Origin of the sequence: Cryobacterium lactosi, from assembly GCF_004403945.1 — a bacterium.
GTDB lineage: Bacteria > Actinomycetota > Actinomycetes > Actinomycetales > Microbacteriaceae > Cryobacterium > Cryobacterium lactosi.
The window spans coordinates 19,494-37,834 of record NZ_SOHM01000006.1 but is presented as its reverse complement, the minus strand read 5'-3'; the positions used below and the strand labels follow the sequence as shown (position 1 = coordinate 37,834).

The window sequence follows — 18,341 nt, the reverse complement described above, 5'->3', positions numbered from 1 at the left end:
GGGGCGACGCTAGTCGCTCACGACCGCGATTCCGGTGCTGGCGGATGCGTCGGCCAGGCTGCCCGCGTTGGTCACGTCGGTGAAACCCAGCGTGGTCATCTGCGCCACGGCCGCCGCGGCCCGGGCGCCGGTGCGGCAGTACACGATGTACTCGGCATCGGTGGGCAGTTCGGCGATGCGTTCGGCGAAGTCAGCGGCCTGCACGTCGATGTTCATGGCGCCGTCGAGGTGGCCCTCGGCGTACTCAGCGGGGGTGCGCACGTCGATGATCGTGCTCAGGGCCAACGGAGCGGTGGTGGAGTCCGGCGTTGACTGCGGGCCGATCGTCTCGGTGCCCGGCGAGGTGGCCGGCGACGACGTGCCGGCCGAGCAGCCGGCGAGGCCGAGGGCAGTGGCCAGGGTCAGCACGAGGGCGAGGTGGGGGGTCTTCATGGGGTGGGTCCTCCAAGGGAATGGGGGCGGGCGGGGAACAGGGGTCGACAGGTGCTGCAGGACTCGCCGTCGGTGCTGAGTGCGTGGCTGGTGCTGAGAGCGTGGTGGCCGGCATCGGCGTCACCGTGCAGCACCGCGTCGCGGCGCCGGCCGGCGGCGAGGGCGTGCCGCTCCCCACGCATCCGCTCGGCCAGCGCCCAGACCAGCACGGCCACCGAGGCCAGGGCCACCACCGGGCGCACCTCGGCGGACAGGGTGGGCACGAGCGCCCTGGCGTCGCTGGCCAGATAGAGGCCGAGCAGCCCGAGCAGCGGCCAACGCAGGTCGCACACGGTGGCCTCGGCGCCGATCGGCGCCTCGAGGTAGCCGGCCACGATGAGCCCGACCAGGATGCCACCACCGGCGACGCCCACGAACGCCCACCACGGCGCCCCCAATCCTGGCGCACTCGACACCATCGATGCCGCCAGGATCAGCCCCACGCTCGCGCACACCGCCACCGCCGTGGCGACCAGCCAGCGCCGCCGCGACCACAGGCGCAAGTCAGCGAGCACGATCGGCCTCCACGACGGTGCGAGATACGTCCCCGGTGGCGCGCGAGGCGCCCCGCGGCAGCCGGCAGCTGTTCTCCCGGGTCACCCGGGCATAGAACGCCCAACCGAGCAGCCCGATCGACGCGGCGGCCAGATAGGGCTGCACCGGCTCGAAGAACTGCATCGCCCCGGAGGAGCCGAGCGCCAGCAGCACGATCTTGTTGCACACCGGACAGCCGACGGCGAAGAAGGTGACGAACCAGCCGGCCATCCCCACCCGCGACTCGGCCGGTTTCGGCGCCGCGCCATCCGGGTAGGCCACGTAGGTGGCCGTGACCAGGCCGGCCAGCACGGCGCTGACGGCGAGCACCGGCCACGACCACGACGTGGGTGGCACCTCCCGGCCGAAGAACGGCGTGTCGACCAGGTCGGTAGGGATGGCGATGACGAGATACGTCCCCACGGCCGTGGCCAGGGCGACCCACCAGCGCCGGGCCGGCCAGCGGAGCAGCTCGGCGCCGAGCAGGCGCAGGCGCCCGCCGGCCGGCTGCTGCGGCCCCGAGTTCGATTCGGTCTGCATGGGGGTCCCTCCCAACGAGAATTCATACCCCTAGGGGTATCAGGCCACAGTACCGTAGGCTGATCGACGTCGGCCACTTAGGCACACTCGTTTGACAGGGACCAGACCATGACCGAACACCGCCCGCCCGCCGCGGCGGAGTCGACCGTGCCGGCGCACGCTCACCTTCAGCGGAAGGTGGTGCGGGTGCTCATCCTCGGCCAGGTCCTGGGCGGCATCGGCATGGGCGCCACGCTCTCCCTCGGCGCACTGCTGGCCGCCCAGCTCTCCGGCTCGAACGCGTGGTCGGGCATGGCCGCCACGATGAGCACCCTGGGTGCCGCCCTGGTGGCCGTGCCGCTGGCCCGCCTGGCCCAGGCCAGGGGGCGCCGGCGCTCTCTGGCCACCGGCGCGGGCATCGCCGGGATCGGCGCGATTCTGGCCATCACGTCGGTCGCGATCGACGTTTTCCCGCTGCTGCTGCTCGCCCTGATGCTGCTGGGCGCCGGGTCGGCCACCAACCTGCAGGCCCGGTTCGCCGCAACCGACCTGGCCGGCTCCACCTCCCGCGCCCGGGACCTCTCGATCGTGGTCTGGTCCACCACCATCGGTGCGGTGCTCGGCCCCAACCTGTTCGGTCCGGGTGAGGTCGTCGGCGCGCAGCTCGGCCTGCCGCCGCTCACCGGGGCGTTCGCCTTCTCGCTGGCGGCACAGGTGGGTGCCGCCCTAGTCTACACGGTGGGGTTGCGGCCCGACCCGCTGCTCACCGCGTTGTCGGCCCGGGAGGCGCGGCCGGCCAGCACCCGGCAGCACGGCGGCCTGGCCATCGTGCGCGGCAACCCGCTGGCGCGCTACGCCGTCATGGTCGTCGCCCTCAGCCACGCCACCATGGTGGCGCTCATGTCGATGGCACCGGTCCACCTCACCGAACACGGCGCATCCCTCACCATCGTGGGCCTCACCATCAGCCTGCACGTGGCCGGCATGTATGCCCTGTCGCCGGTGTTCGGCGCCTTGGCCGACAGGGTGGGGCGGATGCCGGTGATCCTGACCGGCCAGGCACTGCTGTTGGCCTCTCTCGTGCTGTTCTGGCTCGCCGGCGAGAATGCGGCGGCGATGACCACCGGGCTGATCCTGCTGGGGTTGGGCTGGTCGGCATCCGTCGTGGCCGGCTCTGCCCTCATCGCCGAGGCCGTCGGCGTGCACGACAGATCGGCGCTGCAGGGGTTCTCCGACCTCTCGATGAACGCCGCGGGCGCCCTCGGCGGCGCCCTGGCCGGCCCGGTGCTGATCCTGGTGGGCTACTCGGGCCTCGGTCTCGCCACGATGTCCCTGGTGGCCGTGATCGTGGCCTGGTCGCTGCTCCGCCGCCCGGCCGCCCCCGCCCTCAGCTGAGGCGGAGGCGGAGGCCGAGCACCGCACGTTTATCAGGAAAACGGCCGATTATCAGGACGTTCTGCCGATTTCCGTCCTTTCAAACTCGCTTCTTCCTCACAACGAAGCGTGTGTGTCCACCCGCGGCGGCGGTCGCGGCTACACGCTCGTCACGTCTTCCACCTCGCCGACGAGCTCCTCGATGATGTCCTCCAGGAACAGCACCCCGGTGGCCACACCGTTCGCGTCGAACGAACTCGCCACGTGCGAGCCCGTGCGGCGCATGGCCGCCAGGGCGTCCTCAAGGTCGCTGTCACGCAGCACGGTCGCGAGCTTCCGCACCCGTTTGGCCGGCACCGGCTGCGCGAAGACCTCGGGTCCGGTGAGGTCCATCACGTCCTTGAGGTGCAGGTACCCGCCGGGCGCCCCGGCCGCATCGGTGAGGATGTACCTGGAGAACCCGTGCTCGGCCACGGCCCGCTGCAGGTCGGCGGGTGATGCATGCTCCGGCAGGAATACGATGCCGGACAACGGCACCTCCACGTCGGACACCCGTTTGGTGGTGAACTCGAACGCCGCCGACAGCGTGCCGGAGGCATCCATCAGCATGCCCTCGCGGGTGGACTGGCGCACGATGCCGGCCACCTCGTCGAGGGTGAAGGCGCTCGTCGCCTCGTCCTTGGGCGTCACCCTGAACAGCCGCAGCACCCCGTTGGCCAGCCAGTTGAGGCTGAAGATCACCGGCTTGAACACCCGGGCCACGAACACCAGCGGCGGCGCGAGGATCAGCGCGGCGCGATCGGGCACCGAGAACGAGATGTTCTTGGGCACCATCTCGCCCAGCACCACGTGCAGGAAGGTGACCAGGCCCAGCGCCACCGCGAACGCGATTCCGCTGATGGCCGCTGGCGACAGGTCGGTGTAGCCCAGCGGGATCTCGAGCAGGTGGTGGATCGCCGGCTCGGAGACGTTCAGGATCACCAGTGAACATACCGTGATACCCAGCTGCGAGGTGGCGAGCATCAGCGTGGCGTGCTCCATGGCCCACAGGGTGGTCTTGGCCGCCTTGTTGCCCTGCGCGGCGAGAGGTTCGATCTGCGAGCGGCGTGCCGAGATCACGGCGAACTCCGCGCCGACGAAGAAGGCGTTGACCGCCAACAGAACAACAAGCCACAGCAGCCCGGGGAGGTACTCACTCATGGGTCAGCCTCCCTTCCATGATGGCGGTGACCGGGTCATGGTCGGCCGTGGTTTCGGTGGGGGTGAGCCGGATGCGCGACACGCGTGAGCCGTCCATCCGCTCGATCCGCAGGGTGCCCACGTCGATGGGCACCGTGTCGCCCAGCTCGGGCATTCGGTCGAGCCGGTCGGTCACAAAACCGGCGATGGTCTCGTAGTCGCCGTCGTCGGGCACGGTGACACCGATCCGCTCGAGCAGTTCGTCGGGGCGGAGGCCCGCGTCGAACACTATCGACCGGCCGCTGCGCACGATGCCTGCCTTGGCGCGGTCGTGCTCGTCCTCCAGTTCGCCGACGAGTTCCTCCACGAGGTCCTCGAGGGTGACGATGCCGGCCGTGCCGCCGTATTCATCGGAGACCACGGCGATCTGCAGCCCCTGCTGGCGGAGCGCGCCGAGGAGCCTGTCCACGCCCATCGACTCCGGCACCCGCAGGGCGGGCAGCATCAGTTCGTCGGCCCGCACCAGGGTGCGGCGGCCGAGCGCCACGGCGAAGGCCTGCTTGACGTGCAGCACTCCCAGGATGTCGTCGGTGTCGCGGCCGATCACCGGGAACCGCGAGTAGCCGGTGGCGCTGGCCAGGGTCACGATGCTCTCGGCGGTGTCACCGGCGTGCACCGAGGCCATCTGCACCCGCGGGGTCATCACGTCGGCGGCCGAGTGGTCGGAGAACCGCAGGGTGCGGTTGAGCATCTCGGCGTGGTCGGCGTCCAGCAGGCCCTCCAGGGCGGAGCGGCGCACCAGGAAGCCGAGCTCCTCGGCGCTGCGCGCGCCGGACAGTTCTTCCTTGGGCTCGATGCCGACGAGGCGGATGAGGGCGTTGGCGGTGTTGTTGAACAGCAGGATCACGGGTTTGAACACGGCCGTGAACGCGGCCTGCATGGGCACGACGAACTTGGCGGTGGCCAGAGGCACGGCCAGCGCGAAGTTCTTGGGCACCAGCTCGCCGATCACCATGGAGAACAGGGTCGCCAGCGAGATACCGATCACGGTGCCGAGCACCGGCACGACGCCGTCGGGCACGCCGAGGTCGAGCATCGGGCCGCGCAGCAGCGAACTGATGGCCGGCTCGAAGGTGTACCCGGTGAGCAAGGTGGTCAGCGTGATGCCCAGCTGCGCGCTGGACAGGTGCGTGGAGGTGATCCGCAGCGCCTTGATGGTGGGGCCGAGGCGTTTCTCGCCGCGATCGCGGCGGGCCTCGAGCTCATTGCGGTCGAGCGTGACGAGGGCGAACTCGGCGGCGACGAACACGCCGGTACCGAAGGTCAGAATGAGCCCGAGGCCCACCATGATCCATTCGTTCACGAGGTGGCTCCCTGCGCCCGGAAGCATTCGGGGCGGGCAGGGAGCATGGGTATATGCGTGGGAGGGTCATCCATAGTGGATCGAGCTTACCGGCGGATCCTGTACAAAAGCACAGGATGCCTGGGCCTCAGCTCAGGGCCGCGACGCACTTCCCGAGCAGCAGACGCAGCTGCTCGCGCTCGGCGGCATCGAGGTCCGAACGCATCCGGTCCTCGACCCCTCTGACGGCCGCACTGGCCACGTCCAGGCGGCTCCTGCCCAGCTCGGTCAGCCGGGTGGGCAGCACCCGCCCTTCGGGTGCGTGCTCGGGTCGGGTCACGTAGCCGTCCCGCTCCAGGGACTGCAGCAGCACGTTCATCGATTGGCGGGAGACGAAGGCTCCGCGGGCCAGGTCGGAGTTGGACAGTCCGGGCCGTTGGGCGAGCAGTTCGAGGCAGGCATAGTGCGTGATGCTCATGCCGAGCGGTCGCAGCACGGCTTCCATGGCCGCCCTGAGGGCGCTCGCGGCCTCCTTGAGCAGGTAGCCGACGGACGTGTCCAACTCGATGCGCGCATCCTTGTGACTCATGTCAATATTCTGACATACTGGTTCTATGTCAATTCACTGACACTCACGAAGGAGAACCAACATGACTGCATCCGGTCCCGGCTTCATTTCCCTGCAGGTGCGCGACATCGATCGCGCGGCGGCGTTCTACGAGCACTACCTGGGCCTCACCCGGCAGGCCGGTCCGCCTCATGCCATCGTCTTCAATACCGCACCGGCAGCATTCGCGGTGCGCGCGGCACTTCCGGGGGTCGACCTGGATGCCGTGGGCCAGCTCGGTTTCGGTGTCGGCCTGTGGCTGCACGCCCCGGATGCGCAGGCGATTCACGACACCCTCGTGGCCGACGGCATCCGGATCACCGCGGCACCCGTCGATGGCCCGTTCGGCCGCACCTTCACCTTCGCCGACCCCGACGGATACCAGATCACCCTGCACGACGGAGTCTGAACATTTGGCAACAATGCTGGCATTTAAAACCGAGCAACGTTAGGTTTGTTCCTGCAGATATGGGGACGGGCGCCGGTCCCTCCCCACACTTTCAAAGGAGCAAGCATGTCAAGCACCCCCTCTGTCCAGCTGTACACGGTGCGGGATGCGATCTCCGCCGACCTGCAGGGCGCTGTCGCCCGGGTCGCCGAGATCGGGTTCACCCAGGTCGAGCCCTACGCGTTCGTCGAGCGCGTCGACGAGTTCGAGAAGGCCTTCGCCGCCGCGGGCATCACGGCGCCGTCCGGCCACGCTCCGGTCATAGATTCCGAGGACCCGGCCCGCACCTTCGCTGCCGCAGCGCAGCTGGGCATCGGCACGGTCATCGACCCGTTCATCCCGAGCGATCGCTGGCAGAGCGCGGATGACGCGGCCCGACTCGCCGAGCGGGTCAACGTCCTGCAGACGCTCGCCGCCGAGTCGGGGCTGGGCTTCGGCTACCACAACCACCAGTGGGAGTTCGCGAACCTCGTCAATGGCCGGCCCATCTACGAGCTGTTCGTCGAGGCCCTCTCGCCCGAGGTGGCCCTCGAGGTCGACACCTACTGGTCCACCGTCGGCGGCGCCGACACCCCCGAGCTGCTTCGCCGGCTCGGCGACCGGGTGAAATTCATCCACGTCAAGGACGGCCCGGTGCGCGGCGACATCGCCACAGCCCTGCCCAGCAGCGAGAGCGCCCTCAGCGTGCCGGAGGCCCTCGTCGCAGCCTTCGCCAACCAGCTGCCCGCCGGCAGCGGCGATGTCGGCGTCGCGGCCATCCTCGCCGCCGCCCCGAACGCCCTGCGGGTCGTGGAGTTCGACGGCTACACCGGCGACGTCTTCGACGGCATCGCGGCGTCCTTCGCCTGGCTCGCGGAGAACGACAAGTGAGCCGCACGGGACGCGTCGGCGTCGGCGTCATCGGCGCCGGCGTCATCAGCGGCACCTACCTGGAGAACATGACGGCGTTCGCCGACCTCGACGTGCTCTTCGTCGCGGACCTCGACCTTGCCCGCGCCCAGGCGCAGGCAGAGGCCTACGGGGTGCCCGGCCACGGCTCGGTCGACGAGCTGCTGGCCAGGGACGACATCGAGATCGTGGTGAACCTCACCATCCCCGCCGTGCACACCGAGGTGGGGCAGCAGATCATCGCCGCCGGCAAACACGTCTGGAGCGAAAAGCCCCTGGCCCTTGACCACGAGTCCGGCGCGGCGCTCCTCGCCGCGGCCGACGCCGCCGGCCTCCGGGTTGCCTGTGCGCCGGACACCGTGCTGGGTGCGGGCATCCAGACGGCCATGCGGGCGATCGCTCGCGGCGACATCGGCGAGCCCCTCACGGCGACCACGATGTTCCACGTGCCCGGCCCAGACGCCTGGCACCCGAACCCCGAGTTCCTCTTCGCCTACGGAGCCGGCCCGCTCTTCGACATGGGGCCGTACTACGTCACGACCCTGGTGCACGCCTTCGGCTCCGCGAGCCGGGTCGGCGCGGTGTCGTCGCGCTCCAGCGCCACCCGCACCATCGGCAGTGGTCCACGGGCCGGCACCGAGTTCCCCGTCGAGGTGCCCACCCACCACGCCGCCGTGCTCTCGTTCGAGAGCGGTCAGTCCGCGCAGTCCACGTTCAGCTTCCAGAACGCCCTGCCCCGGATGGGCTTCGTCGAGATCAGCGGCACCGACGGCACGATCGTGCTGCCCGACCCGAACACCTTCGAGGGCGAGTCCACCCTGTGGCGGTTCGGCCAGGAGGGGCCCAGCACCATCGCCCCGGTCGGCTCCACCTACGGCCGCGGCTCCGGGGTACTCGATCTGGCCCGGTCCATCCGTGCCGGCATCCCCGAGCGTGCCAGCGGTGCGATTGCGGCCCACGTGCTCGACGTGCTGCTGGCCGTCTCCGAGGCGGCCGAGACCGGCAGCATGGTCGACGTGCGCTCGAGGATCACGAAGCCGACACCGCTGGCCGAGACCTGGGATCCCGCCGCGGCCACCCTCTAGGGCTCTCCACCACCCGCGAACTGTGACTTAAGCCCCAAAAACCCGGGTTTTTAGGTGCTTAGCTCACAGTTCGCGGCGGGCCAGCGCGATCACGGCCTCGACATGGGCGCCCATGTCACGAGTCTCATCGAACATCCACTGCACCTGCATGCCGTCGCTGACCGCCATCAGGATCGAGGCGAACACCTCAGGGTCGACCGCGGTGTCGAGCCGCCCCGAGGCCTGCATGCGGCGCAGCCCCGCCGCGATCGTGGCCCGCGACCGCGCATAGCGCTGCCGAAAATACTCGTGGGCCGGATGCTCGGGGTCGGTCGCCGCCGCCGCCGACAGGTTGGCGAACATCTGCACGAGCCCCGGCACCTCGGCGTTGTGCCGGATCAGTGCCGCGAAGGTCGCCGCCGGGTCGGGGTCGTCCGGGTCCTTTGCCTCGTCAATCTTGTCCCTGGTGCGCAGAATGGCCACCCACAGGTCGTCCTTGGACTCGAAGTAGTGCAGCAGTCCCGCCTGCGTGAGTCCCACCGCGGCGGCGATGTCCCGCACCGACGTCTGCCGGAAGCCCCGCTGCGCCACAAGCGCCAACGCGGTCTCGAGGATCTCGGCGCGCTTCGCAACGCCCTTCGGGTACCTGCCCACGCTCGCCATTTCCCAAGGCTACCGAGCTTGGGCGAACCGTGAGCACAGCACCGAAAACCCGAGATTCAGGGGGCTTATCTCATGGTTCACGCGATGTGGCTTTCCGTATCGCGGAAAGGGCACCCACATGGTGGAAACAATGTGTGATTCTGATCCCGCGCCGGTCACCGGTCGCACGCTCAACGAGCAGATTCCGCACACTGGTTTCAGACAACAGACAGAGAGGTCTCCATGTCATCGTCAACCCCCGCTCCGGCTGCGCCACCCCGCACGGCAGACGCGAGCATCTCCGAGGCGGACCTGCGCCGGGCCGGCTGGGCCAGTTCGCTGGGCAGCGCTCTGGAGTACTACGACTTCGCGCTCTACAGCCTGGCGTCGGCGCTGATCTTCAGCGAACTGTTCTTCACCGACAGCGACCCCACCACCGGACGCATCCTGGCCTTCGCCACCTACTTCATCGGCTTCGCAGTGCGGCCCCTCGGCGGCCTGTTCTTCGGGTCGCTCGGCGACCGCATCGGCCGCAAGTCGGTGCTGCTGCTCACCGTGCTGCTGATGGGCGGGGCCAGCACCGCGATGGGCCTGCTGCCCACCTACGACCAGGTCGGCATCCTGGCGCCGATCCTGCTCATCGTGCTGCGCATCCTGCAGGGCTTCGGGGCCGGCGCCGAACAGGCGGGCGCGGCCACCCTGATGACCGAATACGCGCCCCGGCACCGCCGCGGCTTCTTCGCCTCGCTGCCGTTCATGGGCATCCAGATCGGCACCGTGATCGCGGCCCTGGTCTTCTTCCTGCTGCTCATCCCCAGCCAGCAGGTCGTCCTGGACGGCCTGTGGCGCATTCCGTTCCTGGCCAGCGCGATCCTCATCGGTGTGGCCGTGTACATCCGGCTCAAGCTCAAGGAATCGCCCTCGTTCGTGAAGCTCGAGGCCCACGAGCAGGTTCAGGAGAAGCCCCTGCGCAACCTGCTGCGCACCTCACGGAAGACCGTGCTGATCGGCATGGGTCTGCGCATGGCCGAAAACGGCGGCTCCTCGATCTACCAGGTGCTCGCCATCAGCTACGTCGTCACCGTCGCCCTGGGTTCGTCGGTCACCGCCGGGCCGATCGGCGCGATTTCACTGGTCTTCGCCGCCGCCGTCGGTGCAATCACCGTGCCCGTGGCCGGGCTGCTCAGTGACAGGTTCGGTCGGGTCCGGGTGTACCGCGGGTTCGCGATCTTCCAGTTCGTGATCGCGGTGCCGGTGTGGTGGATCCTCTCCACCGGCAACGTCGTCGCCACCGTGGCGGCCATCTCGGTGGCGCTCGGCATCGGAACCTGGGGCATGTTCGGTGCCCAGGGCGCCCTGATGCCCGAACTGTTCGGCTCCCGGCACCGTTACACCGGCGTCTCGGTGGCCCGTGAGTTCTCCGCTGTCATCGCCGGCGGCCTGGTGCCGCTGGTGGGCGCGCTGCTGCTGGCCTGGTTCGCCGACAGCTGGGTTCCCCTCGCGGTCTACCTGCTCCTGCTGACCGGCGTGACCATCGCCGTCACCTTCATCACGCCAGAGACCAGGGGCCGTGACCTCGACCTTGAGGCGGATGCCGTCGACGACGCACCTCTCACCCCCGCGGCCGTCGCCACCGTTTCCGTGCCCGTCGGATCCCCTCGTGCCTGACGGTGACACGATCGGCCCGGTGCGCTCAGCGCCGGGGCAGCAGCACGGCCAGCTCGGCCGCGGCTTCGCGCAGCGGGCCGAGGAACTGCAGGGCCTGCTCCACCGTGGTGCGGTAGGCCGGCGACGGCACCGACAGGGCGGCCACGGCGATGCCCATGGCGTCCAGCACCGGAACTCCCACGGTCACGATGCCCTCCTCGTGCTCCTCATTGGAGACCGCGAAGCCCTGCGAGCGCACCCGGGCGATCTCGGCCGCGAACGCCGCCCTGTCGATGATGGTGCGGCTGGTGAATCGCTCCAGCGGGAGCGACGTGACCAGGTGGTCGCGGGTCTCCCACTCGGCGAAGGCTATGAGCACCTTGCCCATCGAGGTGCAGTGCAACGGGCCGAGCTTGCCCGTCTCGCCGCGCACGCCCACGTGGTGGCGAGCCTCGATGTGGTGGATGTAGAGCTGGTGCTCACCGTCCAGAACCGACATCAGGCTGGCCTCCCCGGTGGCGCGGGACAGCGTGCGCAGCACGGGCAGGGCCACCCCCTGGAAGCCGTGGGCGCTGGACACCGCGGCGCCGAGTTGGAACAGGCGCAGCCCCAGGCTGTAGAGCTTGGTCTCCGGGTTGAAACTCACGAAGTCGTCGCGCACCAGCGAGCCGAGCAGCCGGTGCGTCGTGGTCACCGGGTAACCGGTCCAGCGCGCGAGGTCCGACAGGGTGGCCCCGTCGGGGTGCGGGCCGAGCACGGTCAGCAGGCTCAGGGCCTTGCCCACCATGTCTTTGCCCACCGCTTCGGTGTCCCCGGTCGTCACGCGTCGATCGTACCGGCATCCGTCAGGGCGGGCGCACCGTGCTGATCGCGCGGGTGGCCACCGGAGACGGACCCCGGCACGGCATCGTGCGCGGCGACCTGGTGCTACTGGTGCACGGCCTGACCGACCTGCGGCCCACGGGAGCGCGGGTGCCCTTCAGCCCGAACACCCTGCTCGCCCCGGTGCGGCCGGGCACCATCTACGGCATGGCGCACAACACCGGGCCGGCCGATCGGATGCTGCCGCCGCAGGCGTTCCTCAAGCCGGGGCACGGTGCCATCGGCCCCGGCGATCCCATCCCGGTGCCGCGGGGAATCGGCCCGGTCGTGGCCGAGGCCGAGTTGGCGCTCGTGATCGGCACGGCGGCACGCCACCGCACCCTCGACGACGCCCTCGATGTGGTGCTGGGCTACACCGCCGCCAACGACGTCACCGCGCGGGCCATGCAGGCCCAGGATTCCCTGTGGCTCGCGGGCAAGGGCTTCGACGGCTTCACACCGCTCGGCCCCGTGATCGACACCGAGCTGCCGGTCGAGGCCGACATCCGCCTTGACCTCGACGGCACGCCGGTCTCCCGCAGCACGACCACGGCGCTGGCCCGCGGTTTCGCCGAGATCATCGTCTACCTGAGCAGCATCACCACCCTGCAGCCCGGCGACGTCATCCTCACCGGCGCCCCCGGAGCCGATGCCGAACTCCGCCCGGGCGGCCAGGTGTCGGTCAGCGTGGCCGGGCTCTCACTGCAGAACCCGGTCATCGCCGCCAGCGAACCCGTCGGCCTGCTCGAGCACTACCGGAAGGTCCTCGCATGAACGCCGCACCGCTTCACCCGCCCGCCCTCGCACTGGATGTCGTCACGTTCGGCGAGATCATGGCCATGTTCGTGGCCGACGAGCCGGGCGCCCTCGCCGATGCCCGGCATTTCACCCGCCGGTTGGCCGGGGCCGAGTTCAACGTGGCGGTGGGCCTGACCCGGCTCGGCCACCGGGTGGGCTTCCTCACCCGCCTCGGCGCCGACCCGTTCGGCGAGTTCGCGCAGGCCAGTCTGCGCCAGCTCGGCATCGATGCCGACCAGGTCAGCGTTGATGCCGCCGCGCCCACCGGTTTCCAGCTCAAGAACCGCGCCGGCGCCGGCGACGATCCCACCGTGGTGTACTTCCGGGCGCATTCCGCCGCCCGCGGCATGGGCCCCACGACAACAACGGATGCCTACCTGCGGCGTGCCAGGCACCTGCACCTCACCGGCATCCCGCTCGCGCTCGGCGAGGGGCCGCGGGCGCTGGCCGCGCAGGCCGTGGCCGCCGCGCGGCGATCCGGCGCCACCGTGAGCGTGGACCCCAACCTGCGCCCGGCACTCTGGCCGGACACCGCCACCATGGTGCGCACCGTGAACGACCTGGCGCTGCAGGCCGACTGGGTGCTGCCGGGCCTGCCCGAGGGACGGATCCTCACCGGAGCGACCACCCCGGCCGGCGTCGCCCGCTGGTACCTCGATCGCGGCGTGCAGACCGTGGCGGTGAAAACCGGAGCGGCCGGCGCCGAGCTATTCACCCGCGACGGCCTGCACGTTCTCTGCCCGCCGTTCCCGGTCCGTCCGGTGGACACCGTCGGAGCCGGCGACGGCTTCGCGGCCGGGTTCATCAGCGCCGCCCTCGATGGCCGCCCCGCACCGGAGTGGCTCCGCCGCGCCGCCGCGGTGGGCGCCATCGCCACGACCAGCCACGGCGACCAGGAGGGCCTGCCCGACCGCGCCGGCCTCGACGCCTTCCTCGCCGCCACCGGCCAGACTCGTAACCACGACCACACCCCTGCAGAAAGGGTCTCAGCATGACCGCCACCACCCCCGCACCCACGGCCTCCCCTGCCCTCCGTGTCGTCGTCGCCTCGCCGCTCTCGGAGGAGCTCTGCCGGCTGATCGAGCGGGCGGAACCGCGCATCGACCTCGTGCGCGACCAGAGCCTGTTGCCGCCCATGCGGCATCCGGCCGACTACCGCGGCGACCCGGCGTTTGTGCGCACCCCGGCGCAGCAGGCGGAGTTCGAGGCCCTCGTCGACTCCGCGGACGTGCTCTACGGCATCCCCGACGTGGACCCGGCCGCACTCCGGCGCACCGTGACGGCCAACCCGAAGCTGCGCTGGGTGCAGTTGATGGCCGCCGGCGGCGGCGCCCAGGTGAAGTCGGCCGACCTCGCCGACGATGACCTCACCCGGGTGGCCTTCACCACCTCCGCCGGTGTGCACGGCGGCCCGCTGGCGGAGTTCGCCCTGTTCGGCATCCTCGCCGGCGCCAAGCGGCTGCCACAGCTGCAGCAACAGCAACGGCAGCACGACTGGCCGGCCCGCCGGCCGCTCGGCCAGGTGCGCGACCAGACCGTGCTCCTGGTGGGGCTGGGCGGCATCGGTAAGGAAATCGCCCGCCTCAGCCAGGCCCTCGGCATGCACGTGATCGGCACCCGCCGCCCCGGCAGCAGCAGCACCGTGGAGCACGTCGATGAGTACGTCTCGATCGACGACCTCGCCGAGCATGCCGGCCGGGCCGACGCCATCGTGGTCTCATTGCCGGGCACCGCGGCCACCGACGGACTCGTGGGCGCGGCGGTCTTCGCCGCCGCCACTCCCGGCGTCACCATCGTGAACGTGGGCCGCGGCACGGTCATCGACGAGGCCGCCCTCACGGTGGCCCTGCAGAACGGGCAAGTCGGCTTCGCCGCGCTCGATGTGTTCGCCAGCGAACCGCTGCCCACAAGCAGCCCGTTGTGGGACCTGCCGAACGTGCTCGTCAGCCCGCACACGGCAGCCCTCGACGCCGGCGAGGAACGCCGCATCGCCGAGCTGTTCGCCGAGAACGCCACCCGCTTCCTCGACGGCCGTCCCCTGCGCAACACGGTCGACACCGTCGAGTTCTACTAGCCCTCCCCCTCCCGCGACCTGTGAGAAAAGCCCCGAAGAATCGCGTTTTATGGGGCTTTTCTCACGGTTCGCGGGAAGGTTGGGTCGCTAGGGTGGGCGGATGAACCTCCTTGTGCGACTCACTCAGCGCGGCGCCGTGGCACTCACCGAGGTCGCCCAGCTCATCGTCTACTGGCTGGGCGGTGGCAACGGCGATCCCGACCGGCTGCGCGCGGCGGATGCCCGCCGGGCCCGGGCCCGCAACACCCCGGCCCGCCCGTCGCGGAGCTCCTCCGGCCGGGGCGCCCGCAAGCGCTGACCGCGAAACACGGCCCCACGGCCGACGGCCACGGGGCTGAGTCAGCCGCCGGCGGCGAGGGTGTCCATGGTCGCCTGGATGGCGATGGCCGCGGCGCCCTGCGCCCAGGAGATGAAGCCGCTGGCGTCCAGGAGCACGTCGACCACGGCGGCCTCCGGGTCGCGGTCGGCCAGGATGGCTGCATCCATCTCGGCGCGGACGATGTCGAGGAAGCCCAGCCCCTCGCCGGCCAGCACCACGTGCTCCACCATGGCGAGGTTGGCCACGGCCGCGATGAGCCGGCCCAGCGCCGTTCCGGCGGCCCGCAGCACGGCCAGCGCCACCGGGTGGCCGGCCGAAGCCAGCTCCAGCACCTGGGCATACGTCACCGGCTCGCCCAGGGCAACCTCCACCTGCGCCCGGATGCTGGGGATCGTGAGCATCGCTGTGGAGCAGCCGCGGTGACCCAGGAAGCACAACGGCCCGGTCGGGTCGAGCGGGAAGTGCCCGCCGAGACCGAGACCGGCCTCTGACGTGCTGACGACCTGGTCGTGCATGACGAGGCCGTAGCCCACCCCGGCGCCGACGGTGAGCACGGCGAAGTTGGAGAACCCCCGGCCGAGGCCGAACCAGTGCTCGGCCGCCGCCAGCGCCACCACGTCGTTCTCCACGATGACGGGCACGGCGAGGTGCGCCTCCACGGCCTCAGCCAGCGGCACTCCACGCCAGCCGAGGAACGGAGCGCGGTCGATGACCCGGTTGTCGGACACCTGACCGCCGACGCTGATGCCGATGGCGGAGAATTCCTGCTCGTTGGCCAGCTCGCCGGCCAACTCCACGATCACCGCCACCACATCGGCGAGATCGTGGCTGGGCAGCGGGCGCACGGCCTGGCGGCGCTCGGCCGCCCGCAGATCGGTGGTCACCGCCACCGCGGTGTCGCCGGTGAGCTTGACGCCCAGGAACTGTCGGGCGTCCGCACGCACATCAAGAGGCTTGGCCGGGCGGCCCATCGCCCCGTCGAGCTGTTCGGTGACTTCCACGAACAGGCCGCCGTCGAGCAGCGGGCGGGCCAACCGGGTGAGGGTGGCCAGCGACAGGCCCAGCCGTTGCGCGAGCACGCTGCGCAGGATCGGGCCGTGGATGAGAACCTCCCGGGCCAGCTCGCTGGACGGTGAGCGGTAACGGCGCTCGGCGGCCTCGACGGAAGACATGGGTGGGCAACTTTCGATCGGACAGCGCCGGCACATAACACCCCTGCGTCGTGGACACAGAAGCTGGTGAGTACGATCAGGATACCGGTCCCGGCTGGTCGTTTTATATTCAAAACGCAACAAAATGAGGCCGTGAAAACCACGAAACGGCTCAATTTGAGCCGCGGGCGCCCAGCTTGACTTTGCTTTACTTGCAATATAGAAATATATGCATGTCCCAGCACAGTGCCGTCGTTGATCTCCGCACCGCCGTCGAAGCCGGCGGCACTGACAAACCGGCCGTGATGCACCTCCGGAACGGCGGCACGAGCGTTCTCGTCGACACGAGCGGACCCGGCCTCCCCGTGATCGTGCATTGGGGCGCCGACCTGGGTTCGCCCGACTCCGCCGGCCTGGCCGCCATGGTCCTGGCCACCCTGCCCCAGCGGGTCTCCGGCGGCCTGGATGTTCCGGCCCGGCTCAGCCTGCTGCCCCTGGAGGCCACCGGCTGGCAGGGCACGCCGGGCCTGACCGGCAGCCGCTCCGGCCGCTTCTTCTCCCCGGCGCTGAGCGTTGCCGCCATCGAACACACCGACAGCACCCTCACCGTGCACGCCGCCGACACCACCAGCGCACTCGCCCTCCGCATCGACCTGGCCGTCGACGCCGCCGGGGTGCTCAGTTCGGTCCTCACTCTCACCAACACCGGCGACGACCACTACGACCTCGCCGACCTCTGCGTCACCCTGCCGCTGCCGACCACGGCCACCGAGATCCTCGACACCACCGGCCGGCACCTGCGCGAGCGCACACCGCAGCGACACGACTTCACCATCGGCCGGCACCAGCGCGACAGCCGCAAGGGCCGCCCCGGCGCGGACGCGACGCTGCTGCTCGCCGCCGGCACCCCCGGCTTCGGCTTCGAGCGCGGACAGGTGCACGCGCTGCACTTGGCCTCCAGCGGCAACCACCGCCTCGCCGCCGAGAAGCTCATCACCGGCTCGAGCTTCCTGCAGGCCGGCGAACTCCTGGCCGCGGGCGAGATCCGGCTCGCGCCGGGCGCCGAGTACAGCACCCCGACGGTCATCGCGTCCTGGGGCGACGGGCTCACCGAGCTCTCCGCGCGCATCCATACCCGTCTGCGAGCGCGGCCCACGCACCCGTCCGGCCCGCGCCCGGTCACCCTCAACACCTGGGAGGCCGTGTATTTCGACCACGACCTCGACCGGCTCACCGCCCTTGCGGATGCCGCTGCGCGGGTGGGCGTCGAACGTTATGTCCTCGACGACGGCTGGTTCCACGGCCGCCGCGACGACACCGCGGGCCTGGGCGACTGGGTGGTCGATGCCGGAGTCTGGCCGGACGGCCTCGGCCCGCTCATCGACACGGTCACCGGCCTCGGCATGCAGTTCGGTCTCTGGGTCGAACCCGAGATGGTCAACCCCGACTCCGACCTGGCCCGCGCTCACCCCGACTGGATGCTGCAGGCCGCCGGCCGGCTGCCCGCCCTGGGCCGCCAGCAGCAGGTGCTCGACCTCTCCCACCCCGCCGCCTACGCCTACCTGCTCGAGAAGCTCGACGCGCTGCTGGTGGAGTACCCGATCGGCTACCTCAAGTGGGACCACAACCGCGACCTCGTCGACGCGGGCAGCACCCTCACCGGCACCGCCGCGGTGCACGACAACGTGCTGGCGCTGTACGCGCTGCTCGATGAGCTCAAGGCCCGGCACCCCGGCCTGGAGATCGAGAGCTGCGCGTCGGGCGGCGCCCGGGTCGACCTCGGCATCCTCGACCACACCGATCGCATCTGGACCAGCGACTGCATCGACCCGATCGAGCGTCTCACCATCCAGAAGTACACCGGCCTGCTGGTGCCGTACGAGCTGATGGGCGCCCACATCAGCGGCCCCGTCTCCCACTCCACCGGCCGCCGCCACGAGCTGTCACTGCGCGCGGGCGTCGCCCTGTTCGGCCACCTCGGCATCGAGTGGGACATCGCATCGCTCACCGAGGACGAGTGCACCGAGCTGAGCGGCTGGATCGCCCTGTACAAAGCCAACCGCGCCCTGCTGCACACCGGCACCAGCGTGCACGCCGACCACCCCGACCCGGCCGTCGACCTCCGCGGCGTCGTCGCGGCCGACCGGAGCCGGGCGCTGTTCGTGTTCACCCAGGTGGCCGCGAGCCAGTTCTACCCGGTCGGCGCGTTGCGCTTCCCCGGCCTGGATGACGACCGCGACTACACAGTGCGGCCGGTCTTCCTGGAGTCCACCGGCACCGGCAACGGCCAGTCGCCGCTGCCCTGGAGCCAGCGCCCGCTCACCCTCTCCGGCCGGGCGCTTCGCACCATCGGCCTGCAAGGCCCGGTACTTTTTCCCGAACATCTCGCTGTCTTTGAGATCACGTCCGCCTAAAGTCTTTTA

Annotated in this window: 19 protein-coding genes; 10 read left to right on the top strand and 9 right to left on the bottom strand. The window is 70.4% G+C overall.

The window, feature by feature from the left end:
- Positions 1–9: 9 nt before the first annotated feature.
- The 3 genes from E3T61_RS01835 to E3T61_RS01825 are packed head-to-tail and all read right to left on the bottom strand — an operon-like array spanning position 10 to position 1,545.
- Positions 10–432, bottom strand: coding sequence for a rhodanese-like domain-containing protein (locus E3T61_RS01835; RefSeq protein WP_134639230.1), 423 nt, complete (start codon positions 430–432; stop codon positions 10–12).
- Entirely contained in the window at positions 429–986 is a 558-nt protein-coding gene (locus tag E3T61_RS01830; RefSeq protein WP_134639229.1) for a hypothetical protein, read from the bottom strand. Before E3T61_RS01830 ends, E3T61_RS01835 begins: the two co-directional genes overlap by 4 nt.
- Complete coding sequence (locus E3T61_RS01825; RefSeq protein WP_174776969.1) at positions 976–1,545, bottom strand: hypothetical protein; 570 nt, start codon at positions 1,543–1,545, stop codon at positions 976–978. The genes E3T61_RS01830 and E3T61_RS01825 overlap by 11 nt, the downstream gene beginning before the upstream one ends.
- 108 nt (positions 1,546–1,653) lie before the next feature.
- Between E3T61_RS01825 and E3T61_RS01820 the strand changes: the two genes are divergently transcribed.
- Entirely contained in the window at positions 1,654–2,919 is a 1,266-nt protein-coding gene (locus E3T61_RS01820) for an MFS transporter (RefSeq protein WP_134639228.1), read from the top strand.
- A gap of 138 nt (positions 2,920–3,057) precedes the next feature.
- Here E3T61_RS01820 and E3T61_RS01815 read toward each other — a convergent pair whose 3' ends face one another.
- From E3T61_RS01815 to E3T61_RS01805, 3 genes are all read right to left on the bottom strand, one after another.
- Entirely contained in the window at positions 3,058–4,098 is a 1,041-nt protein-coding gene (locus E3T61_RS01815) for a hemolysin family protein (RefSeq protein ID WP_134639227.1), read from the bottom strand.
- Positions 4,091–5,440 (bottom strand): hemolysin family protein, encoded by a 1,350-nt coding sequence (locus E3T61_RS01810; RefSeq protein ID WP_134639226.1) that lies wholly within the window; start codon positions 5,438–5,440, stop codon positions 4,091–4,093. Before E3T61_RS01810 ends, E3T61_RS01815 begins: the two co-directional genes overlap by 8 nt.
- Positions 5,441–5,567: 127 nt before the next feature.
- Positions 5,568–6,008, bottom strand: a complete 441-nt coding sequence (locus E3T61_RS01805) for a MarR family winged helix-turn-helix transcriptional regulator (RefSeq protein WP_134639225.1) — start codon at positions 6,006–6,008, stop codon at positions 5,568–5,570.
- Between the two features lie 61 nt (positions 6,009–6,069).
- Between E3T61_RS01805 and E3T61_RS01800 the strand changes: the two genes are divergently transcribed.
- The 3 genes from E3T61_RS01800 (at position 6,070) to E3T61_RS01790 (ending at position 8,447) form a co-directional block, all read left to right on the top strand.
- The gene (locus E3T61_RS01800) at positions 6,070–6,435 is read left to right on the top strand and encodes a VOC family protein (protein WP_134639224.1); all 366 of its coding nucleotides are present in this window, start codon (positions 6,070–6,072) and stop codon (positions 6,433–6,435) included.
- A 105-nt stretch (positions 6,436–6,540) separates the two neighbouring features.
- Entirely contained in the window at positions 6,541–7,344 is an 804-nt protein-coding gene (locus tag E3T61_RS01795; RefSeq protein WP_134639223.1) for a sugar phosphate isomerase/epimerase family protein, read from the top strand.
- Positions 7,341–8,447, top strand: a complete 1,107-nt coding sequence (locus E3T61_RS01790; RefSeq protein WP_134639222.1) for a Gfo/Idh/MocA family protein — start codon at positions 7,341–7,343, stop codon at positions 8,445–8,447. The genes E3T61_RS01795 and E3T61_RS01790 overlap by 4 nt, the downstream gene beginning before the upstream one ends.
- Before the next feature lie 63 nt (positions 8,448–8,510).
- Here E3T61_RS01790 and E3T61_RS01785 read toward each other — a convergent pair whose 3' ends face one another.
- On the bottom strand, positions 8,511–9,089 hold the full coding sequence (locus tag E3T61_RS01785; RefSeq protein WP_134639221.1) for a TetR/AcrR family transcriptional regulator: 579 nt from the start codon (positions 9,087–9,089) through the stop codon (positions 8,511–8,513).
- 222 nt (positions 9,090–9,311) lie between these two features.
- Here E3T61_RS01785 and E3T61_RS01780 point away from each other — a divergent pair, with 222 nt between their 5' ends.
- Positions 9,312–10,736, top strand: a complete 1,425-nt coding sequence (locus E3T61_RS01780) for an MFS transporter (RefSeq protein WP_134639220.1) — start codon at positions 9,312–9,314, stop codon at positions 10,734–10,736.
- A 25-nt stretch (positions 10,737–10,761) separates the two neighbouring features.
- Here E3T61_RS01780 and E3T61_RS01775 read toward each other — a convergent pair whose 3' ends face one another.
- Positions 10,762–11,538 (bottom strand): IclR family transcriptional regulator, encoded by a 777-nt coding sequence (locus E3T61_RS01775; protein ID WP_241992342.1) that lies wholly within the window; start codon positions 11,536–11,538, stop codon positions 10,762–10,764.
- 38 nt (positions 11,539–11,576) lie between these two features.
- Here E3T61_RS01775 and E3T61_RS01770 point away from each other — a divergent pair, with 38 nt between their 5' ends.
- The 4 genes from E3T61_RS01770 to E3T61_RS01755 all read left to right on the top strand — a co-directional run bounded on the left by E3T61_RS01770 (position 11,577) and on the right by E3T61_RS01755 (position 14,746).
- Entirely contained in the window at positions 11,577–12,350 is a 774-nt protein-coding gene (locus tag E3T61_RS01770; RefSeq protein ID WP_134639219.1) for a fumarylacetoacetate hydrolase family protein, read from the top strand.
- Positions 12,347–13,369, top strand: a complete 1,023-nt coding sequence (locus tag E3T61_RS01765) for a sugar kinase (protein ID WP_134639218.1) — start codon at positions 12,347–12,349, stop codon at positions 13,367–13,369. Before E3T61_RS01770 ends, E3T61_RS01765 begins: the two co-directional genes overlap by 4 nt.
- Positions 13,366–14,448, top strand: a complete 1,083-nt coding sequence (locus E3T61_RS01760; protein WP_134639217.1) for a D-2-hydroxyacid dehydrogenase — start codon at positions 13,366–13,368, stop codon at positions 14,446–14,448. The genes E3T61_RS01765 and E3T61_RS01760 overlap by 4 nt, the downstream gene beginning before the upstream one ends.
- A 100-nt stretch (positions 14,449–14,548) precedes the next feature.
- Positions 14,549–14,746 (top strand): hypothetical protein, encoded by a 198-nt coding sequence (locus E3T61_RS01755; RefSeq protein WP_134639216.1) that lies wholly within the window; start codon positions 14,549–14,551, stop codon positions 14,744–14,746.
- Between the two features lie 41 nt (positions 14,747–14,787).
- Here E3T61_RS01755 and E3T61_RS01750 read toward each other — a convergent pair whose 3' ends face one another.
- Positions 14,788–15,939 (bottom strand): ROK family protein, encoded by a 1,152-nt coding sequence (locus tag E3T61_RS01750; RefSeq protein WP_134639215.1) that lies wholly within the window; start codon positions 15,937–15,939, stop codon positions 14,788–14,790.
- Between the two features lie 284 nt (positions 15,940–16,223).
- Here E3T61_RS01750 and E3T61_RS01745 point away from each other — a divergent pair, with 284 nt between their 5' ends.
- The gene (locus E3T61_RS01745; RefSeq protein WP_241992346.1) at positions 16,224–18,332 is read left to right on the top strand and encodes an alpha-galactosidase; all 2,109 of its coding nucleotides are present in this window, start codon (positions 16,224–16,226) and stop codon (positions 18,330–18,332) included.
- The last annotated feature ends 9 nt before the right edge of the window (positions 18,333–18,341 follow it).